The organism is Streptomyces sp. NPDC040718 (assembly GCF_055593565.1).
Genome location: NZ_JBVIXO010000003.1, coordinates 567381 through 589224 on the forward strand (window position 1 = coordinate 567381; position 21844 = coordinate 589224).

Sequence of the window (21844 nt, forward strand, 5' to 3'; positions counted from 1 at the left end):
GGCAGAGGAAGGGACTTGCGTGATTGATGTGACAGATGAGCAAATTCGGACGCGAACGTAGCGAACAGCGCCGGCCGAGGGGGAGCCCACCATGACGCAGCAACCCGACCGACAGCCCGCGGCGGACGGCGCCGGCACCGCCGGGCGCACGGATGCCGCACCGCCCATGATGGCGGTGCGCGACCTGCGCAGGAGCTTCGGCACCGGGGCCAACGCCGTACACGCCCTGCGCGGGGTCTCGTTCGAGGCGCGGCGGGGCGAACTCACGGCGCTCAAGGGCCGGTCGGGCTCCGGCAAGACCACCCTGCTCAACCTGGTCGGCGGCCTCGACACCCCGAGCGGCGGCACCGTCGAACTCGACGGCACCGACCTCGCCACCCTCGACGAGAGCGGCCTGCTCGCGCTGCGCCGCGACCGGATCGGCTTCGTGTTCCAGTCGTTCGGACTGATCCCGGTGCTCACCGCCGCCGAGAACGTCGGCGTCCCCATGCGCATGCGCAAGGTCCCGGCCCGGCAGCGCGAGGAACGCGTCCGCACCCTGCTGGCCCTGGTCGGCCTGGCCGAACACGCCGAACAGCGCCCCGGGGAGCTCTCCGGCGGTCAGCAGCAGCGCGTGGCCCTGGCCCGCGCGCTCGCCAACGAACCCGTCCTGATCATCGCCGACGAGCCCACGGGCCAGCTGGACTCCGAGACGGGCCGCTCCGTCATGCGGCTGCTGCGCGCGGTCGTCCGCAGCGAGGGCGTCACGGCCCTGGTCGCCACCCACGATCCGCAGCTGATGGAACTCGCCGACCGGGTGGTCGAGTTGCGCGACGGCCGGATCGTCGAGCCGGCCGGGGCGGACCGCTGACCGGCGGCAGCGGAGACCGTACCCGGGCCCACAGGTCCAGCAGCAGGCGCACCGAGCGCGAGGCGGCGGCCAGCTCCCAGCGGCGGCCGCCGCCGGACCACCGCTCCAGGACGTCGAGCAGGGCCGAATCGCAGAAGCCGACCTCCGCCGCGTCGAGGACGAGGTGGTGGGCGCCGAGCGCGGCGGCCCCGTCGAGGAGGACGCGCAGCGGGGCGCAGCTGTAGTGGTCGAACTCCCCGGCCAGGGCGACGGAGAGGACGCCGTCGCGGACCGTGGAGCGGATCTGGGGGAGCGGCGGGCCGTTCACGTCCCTCCAACGGGCCGCGCCCGGGGCGGGAACCGGCGGCCCGGCGCCATTCACCCGCGTGGCCGTGGGGCGAGGGCACCCCGGGCGGGCGGCCATGGCGGACAGTGGGGCACGTGGATGCCGATGCGGAACTGGATCTGGACGAGATCGTCGACGCGCTGTACCTGCCGCACCCGGCCGGGTTCACGGCGGCGCGGGACGAGGCCGCGGCCCGGGTGAAGCGGGCCGGGGACCCGGCGGCGGCCAAGCGGATCGCGGCGCTGCGGCGGCCGACGCTCGCGGCCTGGGCGTCCAACACCCTGGTACGGGCCAAACCCGACGAGACCGAGCAGTTCCTGCAACTCGGCCAGACCCTGTGGGCGGCGCACCGCTCCCTGGACGGGGAACGGCTGCGGGACCTCTCGCACCAGCAGCACGTGGTGATCGGGGCGCTCGCGCGGGAGGCCGCCCGGCTGGCCGAGGAGGCGGGCACCCCGGTCTCCGAGGCGGTGGTGCGGGAGCTGGAGCAGATCCTGCACGCCGTCCTCGCCGACCCCGACGCCGCCCGGGAGTGGGCGTCGGGACGGCTCGTACGGGCCCCCGCGCCGGTGTCGGAGTTCCCCGCGGTGGACCCGGACGTGGCGCTGCCGCCTCCCGGCCCCTCGGCGCAGCCTGAACCGGAACCTGAACCGGAACCCGAAGCGGAAGCCGAGCCCGGAGCGGAAGCCGGGCCGACCGCGCCCGAGCCCGTCGACCCCGCCCGCGCGGCCCGCATCGCCGCGGCCCGGGCCGCCGCCGAGGACGCGGCGTGGGCCGTCTCCGCCCGTGAGGAGGAGCTGCGGGTGGCGGAGGAGGCCCGGCAGCACGCGGTGGCCCGCGCGGCCGACGCCGACGCCGCCGTCGAGCGCCTGCTCGGGGAGGCCGAACAGGCGCGGGCCGCGCGGGACATGGCGTACACGGCGGTGTCCGAGGCGGAGGCCCGCCACCGCGAGGCCGACCGCGCGGCCCGCGCGGCCCGCCTCGCGGCGGCGTCCGCCCAGCGCCGCCTGCGCCGGCTCTAGCGCGCCATCTCCGTCCGGGCGGCCGTCCGGGCCGCGACCCGCGACCAGTGCGCCGGGCACGGCGATCGCCACGTCCGCCGGCAGCAGCCCGGCCGGCTGCGGCGCGTGCCGCGACCGTGGCCGGGCCGTGGTCCGCGCTTACGAAACGGGCCTGGTCACGCCGGGCGGCCAGGCAGTGGCTTTCGGATCAGGGCCCGCGGCGGAGGCGAGGATGTCGTCGACCGCTTCGCGCAAGGTGCCGAAGTGGCGGTGCACGCCGTCCACCGCTGTGGAGGTGTTGACGCCCCAGACCGTCATCCCGGCACGCGGCCCGGCCCGCACCCCGGAAGGGGCGTCCTCGATGACGAGGCAGTCCTCCGGTCGGGCACCGAGCCGCGCGGCCGCCTGCAGATACGGCACCGGCGACGGCTTGCCCTCCTCCACGGCGGCCGCGTCCACCGGCCCTCGGGGTTCTCTACCGCATCCGCTGGCCCATCGGCCCGGGCGGCGCCGGGGCCTGGGCCGGGACGCCCGCGCGCGCTGCCGCGCGGCCGGCCACCGGCATCAGCTGGCCGGTCGCCGCGAGGGCGAGGCGCGAGAACAGGGTGCCGGAGAAGCCGAAGAGGAGGGCGATCGCCAGCGAGATCGGCCGGGCGGGGGCACCCCAGGAGTTGTCCAGGAACACCTGGCCCAGGAGGTTCAGCTCGGGGTCGGCGAGCATCCGCACCAGCAGCAGCCCGCCGGGCGCGGCGAGCGCGCCGCCGACCGGCGCCAGCACGAGGACGCCCCAGGAGGCGGGCCGCTGTGCGCGCATCACACCGATCAGCGGTGACAGGAACCCGCCCAGCCCCCCGAGCAGCAGCGACAGGCGGTGGTCGAGCACCAGCCCGATCAGCAGCACCGCGCCGAGGCCGGTCAGGGCCAGCCACAGGGCGATCCGCTGGAGCTCGTACTCCCGCTCGAACGCGTCGTCCTCCTGCCAGGACAGCTGCTCGGTGACCGCGATCAGCAGGGCCCGCTCGGCGGCGGGGTCGCCGGAGCCCGCGGCGAGTTCCGCCGCGAGGGAGCCGTGCGCCGGGTCGTGGTCCGAGGTGAGGCGCAGCCGCAGGGCGTGGACGCGCAGGGAGATCTCCTCCGGGCCCTCCAGCCGCAGCAGCTGGCTCTCGGCCTCGTGCAGCACCCGCCAGGCGGAGGCGAGTTTGGACAGCGGGATGGCCACCACCCAGCGCCGGGGAAGCAGCCGCCAGACCACCTGCCCGTTCCGCTCCAGCCGGTCCAGCCGGTCGGTGACCGCCTGGAGCGCGGCCGACCCCTGGGCCGGCCCGGCCGCGCACACGTCGATCCGGGCGCGGCAGTCGTGGATGCGCGCCTGGAGCAGTCGGTAGCGGGGAGCGGCGATCAGGCCCCGGCTGGTGATGTACACCACCACCAGGTAGCAGCCGCAGACCAGCCACAGCGCCCAGCGCCCCTCACGGACGAGGTACTCCACCACGCCATCCCCCTTTCGGCGCCCGGCCGTTGCCCACGGCCACCGGCCCGGGACCATCCTGCTACGCGCGACCGGGCCCTGTCAGAGGTTCCGGCCCGGCGGGCGCGTGGAGTTCGACCAGCTGCCGCATCACCGGGACCGGCAGCACGGGACGGGCGGCCGCCGCCTCGACCACCCGCGGATCGGGGTCGTCCAGCAGGGTGAGCAGGTCGGCGAGGGCCAGTGCCGGGTGGCCGGCGGCGCGGATACGGGCCCTCCGGTCGCCCAGGCAGGCGTGCAACGCGGCTGCCGTGGCCCGCGGATGCTCCGCGACCGCCCGCAACACCCGTACCGTCGGCCGGCCGTGGCGTACGAGGTCCTCCAGCAGGTCCGGCGGCGCATCGGGATTGGCCGCCACCTGCGCGAGGACCCGTGCGCCGTGCCGTGCGGCCATCGCGCGCAGCAGCTCGGGGGCCAGGCCGGGGTGGGCGGCGACGGCGCCCGCGACCTTCTGGTCCGGATCGGCGGCGAGGACGTCGCGCACCCCGGGCGGCAGATCCCGGCGCCCGGCCAAGAGCATGCGCACGCCCGGGTGTACGGATCCCGCCAGCTCCTCGACCTCGTGGGCCGTGGCGGAGGCGATCCGGGGCAGCGGCTCCGGTCCGGACCGCAGGACGCCGGCCAGGGCGGCGAGCACGTCCAGCGGCAGTCGCGGGTGCCGGGCCAGGCCGCGCAGCACCTCCGGCTCCCCGGTGGCGGCGAGTTCCCGGATCAGGGCCTCACCGATGGCCGGGTTGGCGGCGACGTCCCAGCGGACGCCGGGGACCTCGTCGCGGGCGAGCCGCGTGTACACCTCGGGCGGCAGGCCGGCGCGCCGGGCCACGGCTGCGCGCAGCAGCGACGAGGGGTCGGCGGCGAAGCGGGCCGCCGCCCCGGCGGGGGTGGCCGGGTTCTCGAGGGCCGCCCAGCGCGTGTCGTGCAGGGTGGACTGGTGGGAGCCGTCGCAGGCGGCGCCGCCGCGCAGGTCGCAGTCGGTGCGGGGGCAGTACGGGTCGTGGACGAACGGGACCGGCTCACGGTCGCAGACCAGGCACGAGACGGCCGCCGCCGTCCCCTCCCCGGTGAGCAGGGCGGCGAGCACGTCCAGCGGCAGTCGCGGGTGCCGGGCCAGGCCGCGCAGCACCTCCGGCTCCCCGGTGGCGGCGAGTTCCCGGATCAGGGCCTCACCGATGGCCGGGTTGGCGGCGACGTCCCAGCGGACGCCGGGGACCTCGTCGCGGGCGAGCCGCGTGTACACCTCGGGCGGCAGGCCGGCGCGCCGGGCCACGGCTGCGCGCAGCAGCGACGAGGGGTCGGCGGCGAAGCGGGCCGCCGCCCCGGCGGGGGTGGCCGGGTTCTCGAGGGCCGCCCAGCGCGTGTCGTGCAGGGTGGACTGGTGGGAGCCGTCGCAGGCGGCGCCGCCGCGCAGGTCGCAGTCGGTGCGGGGGCAGTACGGGTCGTGGACGAACGGGACCGGCTCACGGTCGCAGACCAGGCACGAGACGGCCGCCGCCGTCCCCTCCCCGGTGAGCAGGGCGGCGAGCAGGGCCGGGGGCACGGCCGGGTTGGCGGCGGCCGCACGGCGCACCTCGGCGTGCGGGTGCGCGGCGAGGAACGCCGCCAGCCCGGGGTCCGGGACGGTGAAGAAGGCCAGCTCCGCCACCACACCGGGCTCGGGGTCGGCGGCCAGCAATGCCATCACCTCGGACGGCAGGCCGGGGCAGGCGGCGAGCTTCTCCCGCAGGGCGGGGTCCGGGTGCCGGGCGAGGAGGTGCGGCCATCCGGGCAGGCCGAGGCCCTCGCCGATCAGGGCCACGGCGACCCTTGGCCGGGCGGCGGGGTCGACGTCGGCGGCGTCCAGCCGGCCCGCGTAGGCGAGTGCGACGGCGACGGCCTCGTCGTGCCCGGCCAGGGCGAGGACCTGGTCACGGCTCAGGTCCTCGCGGTCCGTCAGGTCCAGGTGCGGCGTGTCGTCCCCGCCGGCGTCGGGGTCGCGGACGGCGACGGCCACCAGCCGGGCCAGCAGATCGGGCGGCAGGGCCGGGTTGGCGGCCAGGCCCTGGAGGACGGGGTTCACCGCGCGGGCTCCTTCTCGAAGGGCGCCGCGGGGCCGCGGCGCGGGTCGTGCCGGACGGGTGCCGGGGCGGGACCGGTGTTCACGGCCCGGCTCACCGCTCCCCGCCCGGGTGGCGCTCCAGAGGTGTTGCTACTGCCGAGTTGCTCACACTGAAGGTGACGCTCCCGGCTCGGTACCGGTCGTCGGACCACTCGATCGGGCGCCCCGTGCGGGTGGCCGAGACGTGCCGCTGGCGCAGCAGGGGGCTGCCGCGCCGGATCTCCAGCAGGCGGGCGTCCTCGCTGCCCGCCGGGAGGGCGTCGATGAGGTGTTCGCCGTACTGGGCGGTGATCCCGGAGTCCGCCGCAAGGCTGTCCATCACCGAGCGGCAGTCCTCGGGCAGCGCCTCCACGGCCGCCGCGACCCAGTCGGCGTAGGCCGTCCGCTCCACCATCGTGGGCTCCCCGTCGAGCAGCCGCAGCCGCAGCACGGCCAGTACCTCCGTGCCCGGTGCCAGCGCGAGACGCTCCGCCTCCTCCGCCGTCGCCGGCCGCCGGGTCCGCGACAGGAACCGGCTGCGGGCCTCGTGCCCGACTCCCTCGGCCCACTGCGCGAAGCTGTTCAGCTCGCCGAAGCCGTGCCGGCGCTCGTGGCGCAGGACGATCCTCCGCGCGCCCTGGCTGGAGCCGATCAGCCCCTCGGCGGCCAGGGTGGCGACGGCCTGGCGGACCGTGCCGCGCGAGACCGACCAGCGGGCCGCGAGGTCGGTCTCCGACGGCAGCCGGGCGCCCACCGGGTACTCCCCGGACAGGACCGCCGCCCGCAACGCCTCCGCGATCTCCAGATACCGGACCGTTCCCATGCCGTTCGCCCCCTGCCCGCCGTGTACCCCTGATCGACTCATGATCATTCCAGCAGGTTCTGTCACGACTTCTTCCGGCCATTCTCGTGTCTTCGTCGAGCCGTGCTCCGCGGTCCAGCCGCCGTTCACCGGCCGTACAGGCGCCCCGGGCGAACTGGAGCCAACTTGTTCAGACAAGTGATGCCTGGCAAGTGAACCCCCCTTAGTCTCCGGGAGAGACCGTGTTCAGTTCCTCCGCCCGTCGCGGTGCGGCCGTTCTGCTCGGCGCCGCGATCCTCACCACGCTCAGCGCGTGCGGCGCCGCTCCTGACCAGCCGGCCGCCGGCACCACGGCCGACGGCAAGGCCAAGGCCCAGCCGGGCACCGCCGCCTCGGTGGCCGACCTCGGCGGCATGGAGGCCCTCGTCGCCGCCGCCGAGAAGGAGGGCAAGCTCAACGTCATCGCGCTGCCCCCGGACTGGGCGAACTACGGAGAGATGGTCAAGGCCTTCCAGGCCAAGTACCCGAAGATCAAGATCTCCAGCGAGAACCCGGACGCCTCCAGCTCCGACGAGATCGCCGCCGTCAAGACCCGCAAGGGCCAGGACCGCGCCCCCGACGTGCTCGACCTCGGCATCGCCTTCGCCCGCAGCGGAGCCGCCGAGAACCTCTTCGCCCCCTACAAGGTCACCGCCTGGGACAAGATCCCCGCCTCCCAGAAGGACGCCGACGGCCGCTGGTACAACGACTACGGCGGCTACGTCTCCATCGGCTGCGACGCGGCGAGGATCCCCCACTGCCCGCAGACCTTCGCCGACCTGCTCAAGCCCGAGTACAAGGGCAAGGTCGCCCTCAACGGCAACCCGACCAAGTCCGGCTCCGCATTCGGCGGCGTCTACGCGGCCGCCCTCGCCAACAAGGGCTCCTTCGCCGACGTCCAGCCCGGCATCGACTTCTTCGGACAGCTCCGCAGGAGCGGCAACTTCATCCCCGTCGAGTCCACCCCGGCCACCGTCGAGAAGGGCGAGACGCCCATCTCCATCGACTGGGACTACCTCAACGCCGGCTACGCCGAGCAGTTCAGGGGCAAGGGCGTCGACTGGAAGACCGTCGTCCCCGCCGACGGCGTCTACGCCCAGTACTACTCGCAGGCCATCAACAAGGACGCCCCCCACCCGGCGGCCGCCCGCCTGTGGATGGAGTTCCTCTACAGCACCGAGGGCCAGAACATCTGGCTCAAGGGGCACGCCCGCCCGGTCCTGCTCCCCGGCATGACCCAGGACGGCACCGCCGACAAGGACGCGGTGACCAAGCTCCCCCAGGTCCAGGGCACCCCGTCCTTCCCGGCCTCCGCCGAGCTCGACAAGGCCAAGGCCACCCTCGCCGAGAAGTGGGACAAGGCCCTCAGCTGATGTCCGCCCCCACCACCACCCCTCGCCCGGAGGGAACCGCCGGCGGCACCACCCCCCGCCGCCGGCGGCGCGGCCCGCGCACCTGGCTCGCCGCCCTCCCCCTCCTCGCCTTCACCGGCCTGTGCTTCGGCATCCCCCTCGGCGCCATCGCCTTCGGCGCGGTCACCCGCACCGACCCGGCCACCGGCGCCACCCAGGTCACCGGCGAGCACCTCGCACGCTCCCTCCAGGGCCCCTACCTCGGATCCCTCACCGGCAGCGTCCAGCTCTCCGCCCTCACCGCACTCCTCGGCGCGGTGCTCGGCGTCCTGGTCGCGCACGCACTGGCCACCTCCCGCTCCACCGCACTGCGCTCCGCGGCACTGACCGCGTCCGGCGTCCTCGCCAACTTCGGCGGAGTACCGCTCGCCTTCGCCTTCATCGCCACCGCGGGGATCTCCGGGGTCGTCACGCAACTCGCCGACCTCACCGGCCTCGGCTGGAACCTGTACTCCTTCACCGGCCTCACCGTGGTCTACCTGTACTTCCTCATCCCCCTGATGGTCATCGTGACCGTCCCCGCACTGGACGGACTGCGCCCGCAGTGGCGCGAGGCCGCCCGGAACAACGGGGCGAGCACCTGGCAGTTCTGGCGCCACGTCGGCCTGCCCGTCCTCGCGCCCTCCCTGCTCGGCGGGTTCGTCCTGCTCTTCGGCACCGCCTTCGCCGCCCACGCCACCGCCGCCGCCCTCGTCGGCGGATCCGTACCCCTGGTGACGCTGAAGATCGCCGACGCCCTCTCCGGCAACGTGCTCACCGGCCAGGAGAACGTGGCGCTCGCCCTCGGACTCGACATGATCCTGATCGCCGGCCTGGTCATGGCGGTCTACCTGCCCCTCCAGCGACGGAGCGCCCGATGGCTGCGATGACCGAGACCGCCCCGCAGACGTACGCGGCCCGGGGGGCGAGGACCCGCCGCCGCCCACGCCCGCGGGTCTGGCGCGGAGCCGTACTCGCCCTCGCCGGCGCGTACTTCCTGCTCCCGCTCGCCGCCTCCTTCGTCTTCACCGTGCACGTCCCCGGCCAGGGGATCACCTTCGAGGCGTACACCCGGCTGCTCGGCGCCGAGGGCTTCACCGAGAGCCTGCTGCTCTCCCTCGGCCTCGCAGCCGCCACCATCGCCCTGTGCCTGCTCCTCGCCGTGCCCGCCCTGATCGCCGTACGGCTCGGCTCGCCGAGGCTGCGGCCCGTCGTGGAGGTGATGTGCACCCTGCCGCTGGTGGTGCCGCCCATCGCCCTGGTCACCGGCATCACCACCGTGCTGCGCTGGGGGCCCGAACACCTCTCGCGGACCCCGCTGTACCAGACCTTCCTCGCCGTGCAGAACGAGAAGTTCCCCGTCGTCCTGGTCCTCGCCTACACGGTGCTGGCGCTGCCCTTCGTACACCGCTCCCTCGACGCGGGCCTGCGCGCCGTGGACGTCCCCACCCTGGTCGAGGCCGCCCGCAGCTGCGGCGCGAGCTGGCCCCACGTGGTCCTGCGGGTGCTGCTGCCCAACCTGCGGGCCTCGCTCGCCGGAGCGGCCTTCCTCACGCTCGCGCTGGTCCTCGGCGAGTTCACCATCGCCTCGCTGCTCGGCTTCAGGCCCTTCGCGGTGTGGATCGTCTCCGTCTCCGGAGCCCAGGCCCGGATGTCGGTGGCCGTCTCCATTCTCAGCCTCCTCGTCACCTGGCTGCTGCTGCTCGCCCTCTCGCGGGCCGGAACCACCCCGTCCACCGCGGCCTCCGCACCCGCCAACTCCCGCAAGGAGCGCTGACCCACGTGTCCACCACCCTTCCCGCGGCCAGGAAGCCGGCCGGAACCGCGGCGGGATCCGCGGCCGGAACCCCCGCCGGGGGCGCCCGCGTCGAGTTCCGCGGTCTGCGCCGGGCCTTCGGCACCACCGTCGCCCTCGACGGACTCGACCTCACCGTCGAACCCGGCGAACTCCTCGCCCTGCTCGGCCCCTCGGGCTGCGGCAAGACCACCGCCCTGCGCGTGCTCGCCGGCTTCGAACAGCCCGACTCCGGCGAGGTCCTGGTCGACGGCGAGGACATCACCCGGGTCCCGGCCAACCGCCGCGACGCCGGGATGGTCTTCCAGTCGTACAGCCTCTTCCCCAACCTCAACGCCCGCGAGAACGTGGCCTTCGGCCTGCGCGTGCGGAAGGTCCCGGCGGCCCGCCGCCGCGAACGCGCCGCCGAACTCCTGGACCTGGTGGGCCTCCCCGAGCACGGCGAGCGCTACCCGCACCAGATGTCCGGCGGACAGCAGCAGCGCGTCGCGCTCGCCCGCGCCCTGGCCCTGCGCCCGCGCGTGCTGCTGCTCGACGAACCGCTCTCCGCCCTCGACGCCAAGGTACGGGCCAACCTGCGCGAGGAGATCCGCAGGCTCCAGCTCTCCCTCGGCATCACCACCGTGTTCGTCACCCACGACCAGGAGGAGGCCCTGTCCATGGCCGACCGGGTCGCCGTGCTCAACGCCGGGAAGCTGGAGCAGTGCGCCGCCCCCGCCGAGCTGTACGAGCGGCCCGCGACGCCCTTCGTCGCCGGGTTCGTCGGCACCATGAACCGGCTCCCCGGCCGGCTCACCGGCTCCGGCGAGGTCGAGGTCGCCGGCGTCCGGCTGCCGCTCGACGGCACCGCCCCCGTCCCCGGCACGTCCGAGGTGCGGGTGCTGGTCCGCCCCGAGAACCTCACCGTCGCCGCCGATCCGGAGGGCGGGGCCACCGTGGTGTCGGCCTCCTTCTTCGGCGCCGTCACCCGCCTCCACCTCGACCTGTCCGACGGCACCCGGGTCAAGGCCGACCTGCCGTCCCGGGAGGCCGGGGAGCTGGCGCCCGGCGCGCGGGCCCGCGTACGCCCCGCCGAACGGCCCGTGCTCGTCGAGGCGGGCACCGCGTGAGGGCGCCGGCCGCCGTCCTCTTCGACATGGACGGCACCCTCGTCGACACCGAGGTGCTGTGGTGGCGGACCACCGAGGAGACCGCCGCCCGGCTCGGCCACGCGCTCGGACCGGCGGACGCCCCCGAGGTCGTCGGCCGCGCCGTCGCGGACACCGCCGCGCACCTCGTACGGACCGCCGGCGCCGGCGCGGCCGACGCCGTGGCCGCCGAACTCACCGAGGGGTTCTTCCGCCGGGTCGCCGCCGGGGCACCCGTCCGCCCGGGCGTCCGGCGGCTGCTGGCCGCCCTGGAGACCGAGGGGGTGCCCTTCGCCCTGGTCAGCGCCTCGCCCCGGGTGGTGGTCGACCAGGTCGTGACGGGCGCGCTGGCCGCGGTCCCCTTCGCCTTCACCCTCTCCGCCGACGACACCGCCCGGACCAAGCCGCACCCCGACCCCTACCGCGCCGCCGCGGAGCGCCTGGGACTCGCACCGGGGGAGTGCGTGGCGGTGGAGGACTCCCCGGACGGCGCCGCCTCCGCCGAGGCGGCGGGCTGCCCGGTCCTGGTCGTGCCCTCGCTGCTCGGGGTGCCGTCCTCGCCGGCCCGGACCTTCGCGGCCTCCCTGGAGGAGGTCACCCCGGCCCTGCTGGGCGGCCTCACGCGCACAGGGCGATGAGGTCCACGATGCCCTCGGCGTAGGCCGCCGACACCGAACCGGGCCGGCCCGCCCGGCCGCCGCGCAGCAGCGGCAGGCCGGCCCGTACGTGGGCGGCGCACTGCCCGTAGAGGCCCGCCTCGTACGGGGTCCCGTCGTCCTCCGAGTTCAGCAGCGCCAGCAGCGTCCACAGCAGGGCCTCGCGGGTCGCCAGCCGGGGCGGGCCGGCCGACCAGACCGCCATCAGCACCGCGCAGGCCGCCGGGGCCGGGGGCCACAGCCGCGACCGGGCGAAGACGTGCCCCTCCAGCGCGTGGTAGGCCGCCGGGTGCCCCTCGGCAGCGTCCCACAGGGTGCCCTCCAGGTGCCCGGCCGAGCGGCCGCAGCCGCAGACGACGGACTCCCAGTCGTACCGCGCGATGGTCTCCAGCACGGCTGCGGGCACCAGCGGGCTGGTGCGCGGCTGTTCCTTCCCTCTCATGAGGCCCAAGTATGGGAGCGCGGGGGGAACCGGTCGAGATCCGGCCACGTCTGAGAGCCCGTGTGGATGAAGAGAAGGATCCTTGCCCTGCTGCTCGCCCTGCTCGCGACCCAGTTGGGGTCCCTGATCAGCCCCGCGTACGCGTGCGGCTGCGGAGCGGTGATCCCCGAGGAGGCCTACCGGATCGGGGTCGACCGGGAGAGCTCCGTCGTGCGCTGGGACGGCCGGTCCGAGGAGATCGTCATGCGCTTCACCGTCGGCGGCGACGCCCGCCGAGCGGCCTGGATCATGCCGGTCCCCGGCCGGGCCACGGTGGAACTGGGCAACCCCGCCCTCTTCCCCCAGCTGACCGAACTCATCCGGCCCGAACGCAAGACCCGTACGTACTTCTGGCCGCGGGACCGGGACTGGCCCTTCTCCTCCGGGTCGGACCGCGAGGTCGGCGCCGCCCCCGGCGCGGGCGCACCGGTCGGCGTGGTCGGCCGCGAGCGGCTCGGCGACTTCGACGTGGCGCGGCTGACGGCCACCGACCCCGAGGCGCTGCGCACCTGGCTGGAGGCCAACGGCTTCAAGATGCCCGAGCGGCTCGCCCCCGAGCTGAAGCCGTACGTGGAGCAGAAGTGGGAGTACGTCGCCGTCCGCCTGGTCCCCCGGGAGAAGGACCGGAGCCTGCGCGGTGAACTCGACCCGCTGCGCATCCGCTTCGACAGCGCCCGCTTCGTCTACCCGATGCGGCTGTCCCGGCTGGCCCGGACCCCGCAGTCCCTCGGCCTGTACGTCCTCGGCGACCACCGGACGGAGCCCGCCTCCGCGATCGGAGGTGCGGCGCCCGAGGTGACCTTCGCCGGGAAGATCACCCCGGAGGGCGCACTCGGCGAGCTCACGGGAGGCAAGCCGGTGTTCCTGACCGCGATCGAGCAGCGCTTCCCGGAGCCGTCCCGCATCGACGGGGACCACGAACTGCGCGCCACCGCCCAGGACACCCCCTTCCGGAGGGCCGTCTACCAGGACGAACTCCTCATGGCGGGCGGGGTCCCGGTCTGGCTCCTGACGGTGGGCGGCGTCTGGGCGGCCGGGGCGGCCGGGGCCGTCCTGCTGGCGACGCGGCGGCGCGGGCCGGCCCGTTCGCGCGGCCGGGGAATACCGCTTGACCTGCCGGAACGCGGCTGACAAGGTCCCGACCGTGACCACCTTCCCCGCGTACGACGGAACCCGCCTCGCCTGCCACGTCCGTGGCGACGACGGGGCCCCGCTGGTCTGCCTCCCCGGCGGCCCCATGCAGGACTCCGCCTACCTCGCGGGCCTCGACGGGCTCCTCCCGCACCGCCGCCTGGTCCGGCTCGACCTGCGCGGCACGGGCTCCTCGGCCACCCCCGAGGACCCGGCCGGTTACCGTTGCGACCGGCTCGTCGACGACCCGGACGCCACCCGCGAGGCCCTCGCCGGCCTCGCCGCTCCGGTGCTGGTGCTCGCGGGCGAGGCCGACCTCGCGGCACCGCCGCGCGCGATGGCCGCGTACGCGGCCCTGTTCCCGAACGCCGCCCTGACCGTCCAGCCGGGCGCCGGCCACTTCCCCTGGCTCGACGACCCGGAGGCCTTCACCGGCGCGGTCGCCACCTTCTTGAGCTAGGGCGCCCCCGGTCAGGCCGTATCCGACGGCTCCCAGGTCGCCGTCAGGCCGTCCAGCCACGAGGGCGGCAGTTCGGCGGCGTCCCACTCCTCGCGCAGCGCCGACGGCGAGGCGGCGAGCCGTTCCAGTACGGCGATGCTGGTGGGGGAGTGCAGCAGGGAGTAGCGGCCGTGGAGGGTGATGGTGCTGCCCGGGCCGTACTCCGCGTACAGCCGGGCCAGGTGGGGGCGGTGGGAGTCGGCGAACCGGGTGAGCCGGCCCGCGTAGGCGGCCCGCTGCCGGGGGCTCATCGTCCCGAGGACGGCGCCGAGCACCTGCTCGGTGACCTCCGGGTCGAGGTCGGAGACGCTGCTGAAGGACAGGTAGAGGGGGGTCACCGCCACCTGCGCCCGTTCCACCTCCATCCTGCGGACGGGCGGCCGGGCACCGGGAGAGCCCTCCGCCGGTCCGGCGCCGACGGCTCGCCCCAGCGCCCGTTCGGCGATGTCACCGAGTTCGTCGGTGAGGGCGCGGGCGCCGTCGAGCCAGCCCGACGCGTAGAGCTCGTCCCTTCCGCCGGGGGCGGCCGTCGTGGACGGCTCGATCTCCCGGTGGGCGGCGGCGAGCACGCCGGCCTCGACCAGCCTGATCAGCTCCTCGGCGGAGCCGGAGGGAACCCCCGCCCGGCCGAGGAGCTGGACGATCGTCGTCCTCGCGTTGTGGAGGCTGGCCGGGTCCAGCCGCTGCGGGTCTTCGTCGGCGGGGTGCATGGAATCCTCGTCGTCATGGGTCGCGCCGATGCGAGTCTACGCACATCGACCCCCGGAACGGCCGCCCTCCGGCCGACCGTCCCGTCCGCCCCGGCGGCTACCCGGCGCGGCGCAGGGCGAGGGCCGCGAGGGCTTCGGGCGCGCCGGACTGGCCGCGGATGCCGGGGAAGGCGTTGACGTCGACGATGAGCGGGCCGCCGCCGTCCGTGGCGATGACGTCCACGCCGTACACGTCCAGGGCGAAGACCGCGCCCACCCGCAGGGCCAGTTCGGCCCAGCCGTCGGGCAGCTGCCCGAGCGGGCGGGCGGGCTCCTTCTCCCCGGCGGCGAGTTCGGAGCGCCGCAGGCCCGCGAAGACCCGGTCGCCGATCACCCACAGCTTGTGGTCCCAGCCGTCGTTGGGGGCGAACGGCTGCACCACGACCGGCTCCCGCTCCCAGCCCGCGGCGGCCAGTGCGCGCAGCCCCTCGGGGCCGTCGACGCGGGCGACCAGGTCGTGCTTGCGGCTGAGCCGGCTCTTGACCACCACCGGCCGGCCGGGCCGCAGGGCCGCCTCCAGCCCGGCGAGCGAGGCGCAGGTCCGGGTCGCGGCGAAGGGGAGACCGGCCCGCAGCGCCAGTTCGGCCATGCCGGTGCGGTCCTGGCAGCGCTCGGTGGCCGACGCCGAGTTCAGTACGGGCGCCCCGCGCCGTTCCAGCTCCCGGGCCAGGGCCAGGGCCGAGGGGGTCCGCGCCTTCAGCAGGTACACGTCGGCCCGCGCCCCGGCCGCCGCGGCGGCGCCGGCTCCCGGGTCCAGGACCCGTACGTCGTGCTCCGGCGCGAGCAGCGCGGCGGTGGCCGCCAGCAGCGGGTGTCCGGCGTCCGGGGTGATCAGGCCGACCCTCACGCGCCGTCCCCCGCCGCCGCCTGGGCGGGAACGGCCACCGGCCGGGGGTACGGGCGCGCCTGCGGGAGGGTCGCGGCGGCCGGGCGCTCGCCGCCCGAGCGGGCCAGGTCCAGCACGGCGCGCGCGACCCGCGCGGCCGCGTCCGGCACCTGGCGGAAACTCGGGAAGTCGTTCACGTCGACCACGACGGGCCCGTCGGGACCCAGCAGCACGTCGACCCCGTACAGGTCCAGCCCGTACACCTCGCCGACCCGGGCGGCGATCCGCGCCACCTCGTCCGGCAGCCGCACGAGGCGTTCGCGGACGGGGGCGTCCGGGTGCAGGGGGGAGCGGCGCTCGGTGGCGTACAGCTCGCCGCCGACGCCGTACACCTTGAGGTCGGTGCCGGAGTTCGGGACGTAGGGCTGCGCGATGAGCATGCCCTCCCCGGCGAGTTCGGGCAGCAGCGCGGCGAGCCGGCCGGGCGAGGGGACCAGGTGGACGCCCCGCCCGGAGCTGCCGTCGGCGGGCTTGACCACGAGCGGGTACGCGCTGTCCGGTACGCCCGCCAGGAGTTCGGGCCGGGCGACGGCGTAGGTGGGCGGCAGCGGCAGCCCCCGGGCGCTGCCGAGCGCGGCGGCCAGGGCCTTGTCCCGGACGCCGCGGATGGACCGGGCGTCGTTGACGGTGGTCGTGCCGGCGGCGGCCGCGGCTTCGAGCAGGGTGAGCCCGGGGCCGCCGGAGACGGTCTTGAGCACCCAGGCGTCGTGCGCTCCGGCCCGGACCAGGCCGTCCATGCGCAGCAGGGAGCCGCCGGGGCGGACCACGTCCACCTGGTGGCCCCAGGCGGTCAGTTGCCGGACGACCTCATTGGGCATGCCGTCGTGGCGGTAGTGCTCCTCCACCAGGAAGCAGAGCCTCATGACCTTCCCCGTTTTCCCCGGACGTCCGCCGATTCCGTCCGGCGAGTGGTGACGTCACAGGATGCCATGGCATAGCCCCGAAACCGCTCCAGAAGGAGCCTAAGTGGGCACTACTCAACGTGATGTTTATCAAGGGCATTCCTAAACGATCACCAATCCTCTTATAGTTGTGCCCCGTTGCCAGCAGGAACCTTCTCCTCCATTTATGCCCGGTTTGAGGCCTTGATCGATGACGGCGTCGCCCTCCCCCCTCCGCCCCTCCGCGCTCGCCCTGCTCGTCACAGCAGCGGCAGCGGGTGCCCTGTCCACGGGGGCGGTGGCCGCGGCCCCGACCGCCGTCCAAACCCCCCTCGCCTGGTTCTCCTTCTCCGGCTCGCTGCTCCTCGCCGTCGCCGCCTGCGCCGTCACCTGGTGGGCGCGCACCGCCCGGGAGCTCCGCGGCCGCCTCTCCCACCTGGCCGGTGAACTCTCCGTCCGCGACGCCTACATCGCCCGCCTGACGGCCGACGGGGCCCGTGACACGGCGGCCCGCACCGCCGAACACACCCGGCTCACCACCGACCACGCCGCCCAGGTGGAGCACCTGACGACGGCCCACGCCGCCGAAGTGCACCACCTCACCACCGCCCACGCCGCCGAACTGGACCGGCTCACCGCCGCCCAGCAGGCCACCCGCGAGCGGCTCGGCGAGGAACTGCGCCGCGCCCGGTCGGGCCGGGCCGCCGCCATGGCCGCCGCCGCCAACGCCGCCGGCCGGATGCAGGCCCTCGCCACCGGAATGCTGGCCGACCTGCGGGAGATGGAGCACAGGCACGCCGACGAGGAGGTTCTCGGCGACCTGCTCCACCTCGACCACCGCACCGCCCAGGCCGGCCGCCTCGCCGACTCCATCGCCGTCCTCACCGGAGCGCGCTCCGGCCGCCGCTGGGCCAAGCCCATCGTCATGGAGTCCATCCTGCGCGGCGCCATGGGCCGCATCGGCGGCTACCAGCGGGTCCGGCTGCACTCCACCAGCGAGGCCGCCGTCGCCGGGCACGCCGCCGAGGGCGTCATGCACGCCCTCGCCGAACTCCTCGACAACGCCGCCAACTTCTCGCCGCCCACCGCCGAGGTCCACGTCTACGTGGAGGAGGTGCCGGCCGGGGTCGTCATCACCGTCGAGGACAGCGGCCTCGTCATGAGCGAGCTCCAGCTCCGCCGCGCCGAACAGGCCGTGACCGCCGAGTCCCTGGACCTCGCCGGGCTCTCCGGCACCCGCCTCGGCCTCGCCGTCGTCGGCCGCCTCGCCCGCAAGCACGCCCTGACCGTCTCCTTCCGGCCCTCCGCGCGCGGCGGCACCGGCGCGTTGATGATGATCCCGGAAGAGCTGATCAGCCACGCCCCGGCCGAACCCGTGCCCGCCCCGGCCCTCCTGACGGTCCCCGAGCCCTCCCCGGCCCCCGCCGGGACGGCGGCCGTACCGTCCGGGCGGACCGAGGCCGAGCCCGTCCACGACACCCCCGTAGACTCCGGGCAGTCCGAGACCACCGGCGTGAACCCGGTGATCGGCGAGAGCGGACTGCCCCAGCGGCGGCGCGGCCGGACCCTGGCAGCCGCCCAGTCCCAGTTCGGGCCCGCGCCCGACGCCGCGGGCGCAGCGGCCCCCACCCCGGCCGCCCCCGGCGGCGCGTCCCGGTCCGCCGCGCGCTTCGGCAGCTTCCGCCAAGCCGTACGCGGCAACGCGGCCCCGGCGCCGCAGCAGCCCACCAACCCCCCGCACCCGGAAGGCAACGACACCCCATGACCGGCCCCACCACCGACGAGACGCTCAGCTGGCTCCTGGAAGGACTCCTGGAGCGCACCCCCGGCGCCCGGCACGCCCTCGTGCTCTCCCGCGACGGCCTCAAGCTGTGCCGCACCCCCGAGCTGTCCGTCGACCAGGCCGACCAGCTCGCCGCGATCTCCGCCGGCATCCAGAGCCTGTCGCACGGGGCGTCCATCGAGTTCGGCGACGGCACCGGCGGGGTCCGCTCCGCCATGGCCGAGTTCTACGGCGGGATCCTCTTCATCGTCGAGGCCGGAGAGGGCGCGCACCTCGCGCTCGTCGCCGCCGAGGACGCCGACGCGGGCCTCGTCGGCCACAACATGTCCGAGCTGGTCGAGCAGCTGAGCGAGCATCTGATCGCCAGGCCCCGGGGTTGAGCCGCGGCAGGCCGGGCCGGGACGACTCCCCGGACCGGCTGTACACCCTCACCGGCGGCCGCAGCAGCTCCGGGAGCGACGCCTTCGACCTGGTGACCCTGATCGTCGCCGAGTGCGACCCGGTCCCCGGCATCCAGTCCGAGCACGCGGCGATCCTGCGGATGTGCCGCTACCCGACCGCCGTCGTGGAGGTCGCGGCCGAACTGGGCCTGCCCGTCTCGATCGTACGGATCCTCCTGGCCGACCTCCTCGCGGCCGGGCGCATCAGCGCCCGGCACCCGCGCGTGACGACGTACCGCCTTCCCGACCCCGACATCCTGGAGCAGGTGCTCGTTGGACTCCGCAACCTCTGACCCGGGCGAGCCCCGGCAGAACCTCAGCAGCACCGCCGACAACGGCCTCAAGATCGTGATCGTGGGCGGCTTCGGCGTCGGCAAGACCACCATGGTCCGCTCGGTCAGCGAGATCCGCCCGCTGAACACCGAGGAGACGATGACCACGGCGGGGGAGGCCGTCGACGACACCGACGGCATCGGCGCCAAGACCGCCACCACCGTCGCCTTCGACTTCGGCCGGATCACCCTCGACGCCCACAACGTGCTCTACCTGTTCGGCGCCCCCGGCCAGGAGCGGTTCTGGTTCCTGTGGGACCGGCTGTTCTCCGGCACCCTCGGCGCGGTCGTCCTCGTCGACACCCGCCGCCTCGCCGACTCCTGGTACGCCATCGACCGGCTCGAACACCACGGCACGCCCTTCGTCGTCGCCTGCAACGACTTCGGCGGCCCCGCCCACACCCCCGAGCAGATCCGCACCGCCCTCGACCTCCCCTCCGAAGTGCCCCTGCTGTTCTGCGACGCCCGCTCCCGCGAATCCAGCAAGCGGGTGCTCATCTCGCTCGTCGAGCACCTCCAGCACCTCCACGACCACCGGCCCCACCGGCCGGACGCCGTCCCGCACCCCATCCCGGAGCCCACCCCGTGACCACCCCCGAGCCGCAGCCCGTCTACCTCGGCGGCCCCCGCTTCCAGAGCGACCCCGCCGAGCTGTACCGGGAGATGCGCCGCGACCACGGCCCCGTCGCCCCGGTCGTCCTCGACGGCGACGTGCCCGCCTGGCTGGTCCTCGGCTACCGCGAGCTGCACCAGGTCACCAGTGACCCCCAGCTCTTCTCCCGCGACTCCGACCTGTGGAACCAGTGGGACCGCATCCCGGCCGACTGGCCGCTGCTCCCGATGATCGGCCGCAAGCAGCCGTCCATCCTCTACACCGTCGGCGAACGCCACCGCGAGCGCGCGGCCGTCATCTCCGACGCGCTGGAATCCGTCGACCCGTTCGAACTCAAGGGCCACGCGGAGCGCTTCGCCGACGAGCTGATCGACGGGCTCTGCGGCAAGGGCGCCTGCGACATCGTCGGCGAGTACGCCATGCTCCTGCCGCTGCGCGTCCTCGCGCGCATCTACGGGTTCTCCGACGAGCAGGGCCCGGGCCTCGTCACCGCCATGAACGACATGATCAACGGCCGGGAGGGGGCCCTCGACGGCCAGCGCCACCTCGGCGAGTCCATGTACGCGCTCCTCGCCGCCAAGGCCGCCGAGCCCGGCCCCGACGTCGCCTCCCGGATGCTGGCCAACACCGCCGGGTTCACCGTCGACGAGATCGCCCAGGACCTGATGGTGATGATGGCCGCCGGCCACCAGCCCACCGCCGACTGGATCGGCAACTCGCTGCGCCTGATGCTCACCGACGACCGCTTCGCCGCCTCCCTCGCGGGCGGCCGGCACAGCGTCGGCGAGGCCATGAACGAAGTGCTCTGGGAGGACACCCCGACCCAGAACGTCGCCGGCCGCTGGACCACCCGGGACACCAACCTCGGCGGCCGGCGCATCGGCAGCGGCGACCTGGTCCTGCTGGGCCTGGCCGCCGCCAACGGGGACCCGCACGTACGCACCGACGCGAGCGCCCTCACCGGCGGGAACAATGCCTTCTTCTCCTTCGGCCACGGCGAACACCGCTGCCCCTTCCCGGCCCAGGAAGTCGCCGAGGCCATCGCCCGGACCGGCATCGAGGTCCTCCTCGACCGGCTCCCCGACGTCGACCTCGCCGGAACCGCCGCCGAACTCACCCGGCGCCCCTCGCCCTGGCTGCGGGGCCTCACCGCCCTCCCCGTGACCTACACCCCGACCCCCGCGCTTGGAGCCACCCCGTGACCTGCCCGATCGACCACACCGGCCCCGCCCCCCTCACCCTCGACCCCTTCGTCACCGACCTCGACGCCGAGAGCGCCGCACTGCGCGCCGCCGGCCCGCTGGCCCGTGTCGTCCTCCCCGGCGGCGTCGCCGTGTACGCCGTCACGCACCACGCCGAGGCCCGCAGACTCCTCACCGACCCCCGGGTCGTCAAGGACATCAACGTGTGGGGCGCCTGGCAGCGCGGCGAGATCCCCCTGGACTGGCCGCTCATAGGCCTCGCCAACCCCGGCCGCTCCATGCTGACCGTCGACGGCGACGAGCACCGCCGGCTGCGCACCCTCGTGGCCCAGGCCCTGACCGCCCGCCGCGTCGAGAAGCTGCGTGCCGGCATCGAGGCCCTCACCGCACGGTCGCTCGACGCGCTCGACGCCCTCCCGGAGGGGGAGACCGTCGACCTGAAGGCGCACTTCGCGTACCCGCTGCCGATGAACGTCATCAGCGAGCTGATGGGCGTCGACGCCGCCGAACACCCCCGTCTCAAGGCCCTCTTCGAGAAGTTCTTCTCCACGCAGACCCTCCCCGAGGAGGTCCCCCAGATGATGGCGGACCTGGGCGCGCTCTTCTCCCGGATCGTGGAGTCCAAGCGGGCCAACCCCGGCGACGACCTCACCAGCGCGCTGATCGCCGCCTCCGAGGACGGCGACCACCTGAGCACCGAGGAGATCACCAACACCCTCCAGCTGATGGTCGCCGCCGGACACGAGACCACCATCAGCCTGATCGTCAACGCCGTCGTCGCCCTGGAGACCCACCCCGAGCAGCGCGCCCTCGTCCTCAAGGGGGAGGTCCCCTGGGAGAACGTCATCGAGGAGACCCTGCGCTGGTCCACCCCCACCTCGCACGTCCTGATCCGCTTCGCCACCGAGGACATCGAGGTCGGCGACCGGATCCTGCCCGCGGGCGAGGGCCTGATCGTCTCCTTCGGCGCGCTCGGCCGCGACGAGGCCCAGCACGGAGAGGACGCCGGGGAGTTCGACGTCACCCGCAGCCCCAACCGGCACATCGCCTTCGGCCACGGCCCGCACGTCTGCCCCGGCGCGGCGCTCTCCCGCCTGGAGGCCCTCGTGGCCCTCCCCGCCCTGTACGCCCGCTTCCCCGGCCTCGCCCTGGCCGTCACCCGCGAGGAACTGCGCAACAAGCCGGTCCTCACCCAGAACGACCTGCACGACCTCCCGGTGCGGCTGCACGCCCGGGTCGTCTGACGGACGCACCGGGGC

The 21844-nt window shown here is 75.0% G+C and carries 23 protein-coding genes and 1 pseudogene; 15 read left to right on the forward strand and 9 right to left on the reverse strand.

Annotation, left to right across the window (positions count from 1 at the left end):
- The first annotated feature begins 166 nt into the window (after positions 1-166).
- Positions 167-850 (forward strand): ABC transporter ATP-binding protein, encoded by a 684-nt coding sequence (locus ACZ597_RS11325; RefSeq protein ID WP_471327984.1) that lies wholly within the window; start codon positions 167-169, stop codon positions 848-850.
- Here ACZ597_RS11325 and ACZ597_RS11330 read toward each other — a convergent pair.
- Positions 744-1157, reverse strand: coding sequence for an STAS domain-containing protein (locus ACZ597_RS11330; protein ID WP_471327898.1), 414 nt, complete (start codon positions 1155-1157; stop codon positions 744-746). The genes ACZ597_RS11325 and ACZ597_RS11330 overlap by 107 nt on opposite strands.
- 113 nt (positions 1158-1270) lie before the next feature.
- On the opposite strand from ACZ597_RS11330, the gene ACZ597_RS11335 reads away from it, so the two are divergent.
- Positions 1271-2197 carry a hypothetical protein gene (locus ACZ597_RS11335; RefSeq protein ID WP_471327900.1) on the forward strand — a complete coding sequence of 309 codons (927 nt, stop codon included), beginning with the start codon at positions 1271-1273 and terminating at the stop codon, positions 2195-2197.
- A 138-nt stretch (positions 2198-2335) separates the two neighbouring features.
- Here ACZ597_RS11335 and ACZ597_RS11340 read toward each other — a convergent pair.
- The 4 genes and pseudogenes from ACZ597_RS11340 to ACZ597_RS11355 form a co-directional block, all read right to left on the reverse strand.
- Positions 2336-2641 (reverse strand): annotated as a pseudogene (locus tag ACZ597_RS11340) (HAD family hydrolase); the annotation flags it as partial.
- 10 nt (positions 2642-2651) lie between these two features.
- Entirely contained in the window at positions 2652-3668 is a 1017-nt protein-coding gene (locus tag ACZ597_RS11345) for a hypothetical protein (protein ID WP_471327902.1), read from the reverse strand.
- A gap of 58 nt (positions 3669-3726) precedes the next feature.
- Positions 3727-5760: a hypothetical protein gene (locus ACZ597_RS11350; RefSeq protein WP_471327903.1), complete on the reverse strand. Its 2034-nt coding sequence runs from the start codon at positions 5758-5760 to the stop codon at positions 3727-3729.
- A gap of 91 nt (positions 5761-5851) precedes the next feature.
- Positions 5852-6601, reverse strand: a complete 750-nt coding sequence (locus ACZ597_RS11355; protein WP_471327905.1) for a GntR family transcriptional regulator — start codon at positions 6599-6601, stop codon at positions 5852-5854.
- 221 nt (positions 6602-6822) lie between these two features.
- Between ACZ597_RS11355 and ACZ597_RS11360 the strand changes: the two genes are divergently transcribed.
- Genes ACZ597_RS11360 through ACZ597_RS11380 form a run of 5 tightly spaced genes read left to right on the forward strand, consistent with a single transcriptional unit; the run spans position 6823 to position 11570 of the window.
- A complete protein-coding gene (locus ACZ597_RS11360; RefSeq protein WP_471327906.1) occupies positions 6823-7992 on the forward strand; it encodes an ABC transporter substrate-binding protein in 1170 nt (389 codons plus the stop codon).
- Positions 7992-8900: an ABC transporter permease gene (locus ACZ597_RS11365; protein ID WP_471327908.1), complete on the forward strand. Its 909-nt coding sequence runs from the start codon at positions 7992-7994 to the stop codon at positions 8898-8900. Before ACZ597_RS11360 ends, ACZ597_RS11365 begins: the two co-directional genes overlap by 1 nt.
- Entirely contained in the window at positions 8897-9787 is an 891-nt protein-coding gene (locus ACZ597_RS11370) for an ABC transporter permease (RefSeq protein ID WP_471327986.1), read from the forward strand. Before ACZ597_RS11365 ends, ACZ597_RS11370 begins: the two co-directional genes overlap by 4 nt.
- Positions 9788-9792: 5 nt before the next feature.
- Positions 9793-10914, forward strand: a complete 1122-nt coding sequence (locus tag ACZ597_RS11375; RefSeq protein WP_471327909.1) for an ABC transporter ATP-binding protein — start codon at positions 9793-9795, stop codon at positions 10912-10914.
- Complete coding sequence (locus tag ACZ597_RS11380) at positions 10911-11570, forward strand: HAD family hydrolase (RefSeq protein WP_471327911.1); 660 nt, start codon at positions 10911-10913, stop codon at positions 11568-11570. Before ACZ597_RS11375 ends, ACZ597_RS11380 begins: the two co-directional genes overlap by 4 nt.
- On the opposite strand, the gene ACZ597_RS11385 is transcribed toward ACZ597_RS11380, so the two are convergent.
- On the reverse strand, positions 11551-12030 hold the full coding sequence (locus ACZ597_RS11385) for a hypothetical protein (protein WP_471327913.1): 480 nt from the start codon (positions 12028-12030) through the stop codon (positions 11551-11553). The two genes, ACZ597_RS11380 and ACZ597_RS11385, sit on opposite strands and share 20 nt — an antisense overlap.
- Before the next feature lie 66 nt (positions 12031-12096).
- Between ACZ597_RS11385 and ACZ597_RS11390 the strand changes: the two genes are divergently transcribed.
- Both ACZ597_RS11390 and ACZ597_RS11395 read left to right on the forward strand, forming a co-directional pair.
- Positions 12097-13200, forward strand: coding sequence for a DUF2330 domain-containing protein (locus tag ACZ597_RS11390; protein ID WP_471327915.1), 1104 nt, complete (start codon positions 12097-12099; stop codon positions 13198-13200).
- A gap of 13 nt (positions 13201-13213) precedes the next feature.
- On the forward strand, positions 13214-13660 hold the full coding sequence (locus tag ACZ597_RS11395; RefSeq protein ID WP_471327917.1) for an alpha/beta fold hydrolase: 447 nt from the start codon (positions 13214-13216) through the stop codon (positions 13658-13660).
- Positions 13661-13671: 11 nt separating this feature from the next.
- Here the strand turns inward: ACZ597_RS11395 and ACZ597_RS11400 are convergent, their stop codons facing one another.
- The 3 genes from ACZ597_RS11400 to ACZ597_RS11410 all read right to left on the reverse strand — a co-directional run bounded on the left by ACZ597_RS11400 (position 13672) and on the right by ACZ597_RS11410 (position 16197).
- Positions 13672-14409: a hypothetical protein gene (locus ACZ597_RS11400; RefSeq protein WP_471327918.1), complete on the reverse strand. Its 738-nt coding sequence runs from the start codon at positions 14407-14409 to the stop codon at positions 13672-13674.
- A gap of 97 nt (positions 14410-14506) precedes the next feature.
- Positions 14507-15295, reverse strand: coding sequence for an ATP-grasp domain-containing protein (locus tag ACZ597_RS11405; RefSeq protein ID WP_471327920.1), 789 nt, complete (start codon positions 15293-15295; stop codon positions 14507-14509).
- Positions 15292-16197 (reverse strand): ATP-grasp domain-containing protein, encoded by a 906-nt coding sequence (locus ACZ597_RS11410; RefSeq protein ID WP_471327922.1) that lies wholly within the window; start codon positions 16195-16197, stop codon positions 15292-15294. Before ACZ597_RS11410 ends, ACZ597_RS11405 begins: the two co-directional genes overlap by 4 nt.
- Positions 16198-16426: 229 nt before the next feature.
- Here ACZ597_RS11410 and ACZ597_RS11415 point away from each other — a divergent pair, with 229 nt between their 5' ends.
- The 6 genes from ACZ597_RS11415 to ACZ597_RS11440 are packed head-to-tail and all read left to right on the forward strand — an operon-like array spanning position 16427 to position 21829.
- Complete coding sequence (locus tag ACZ597_RS11415) at positions 16427-17980, forward strand: sensor histidine kinase (RefSeq protein ID WP_471327923.1); 1554 nt, start codon at positions 16427-16429, stop codon at positions 17978-17980.
- Positions 17977-18378: a roadblock/LC7 domain-containing protein gene (locus tag ACZ597_RS11420; protein WP_125820074.1), complete on the forward strand. Its 402-nt coding sequence runs from the start codon at positions 17977-17979 to the stop codon at positions 18376-18378. Before ACZ597_RS11415 ends, ACZ597_RS11420 begins: the two co-directional genes overlap by 4 nt.
- On the forward strand, positions 18375-18731 hold the full coding sequence (locus ACZ597_RS11425; protein WP_471327925.1) for a DUF742 domain-containing protein: 357 nt from the start codon (positions 18375-18377) through the stop codon (positions 18729-18731). The genes ACZ597_RS11420 and ACZ597_RS11425 overlap by 4 nt, the downstream gene beginning before the upstream one ends.
- The gene (locus ACZ597_RS11430; protein WP_471327927.1) at positions 18712-19359 is read left to right on the forward strand and encodes a GTP-binding protein; all 648 of its coding nucleotides are present in this window, start codon (positions 18712-18714) and stop codon (positions 19357-19359) included. The genes ACZ597_RS11425 and ACZ597_RS11430 overlap by 20 nt, the downstream gene beginning before the upstream one ends.
- Positions 19356-20585, forward strand: a complete 1230-nt coding sequence (locus ACZ597_RS11435) for a cytochrome P450 (protein ID WP_471327928.1) — start codon at positions 19356-19358, stop codon at positions 20583-20585. The genes ACZ597_RS11430 and ACZ597_RS11435 overlap by 4 nt, the downstream gene beginning before the upstream one ends.
- The gene (locus ACZ597_RS11440) at positions 20582-21829 is read left to right on the forward strand and encodes a cytochrome P450 family protein (protein ID WP_471327930.1); all 1248 of its coding nucleotides are present in this window, start codon (positions 20582-20584) and stop codon (positions 21827-21829) included. The genes ACZ597_RS11435 and ACZ597_RS11440 overlap by 4 nt, the downstream gene beginning before the upstream one ends.
- Positions 21830-21844 lie beyond the last annotated feature (15 nt).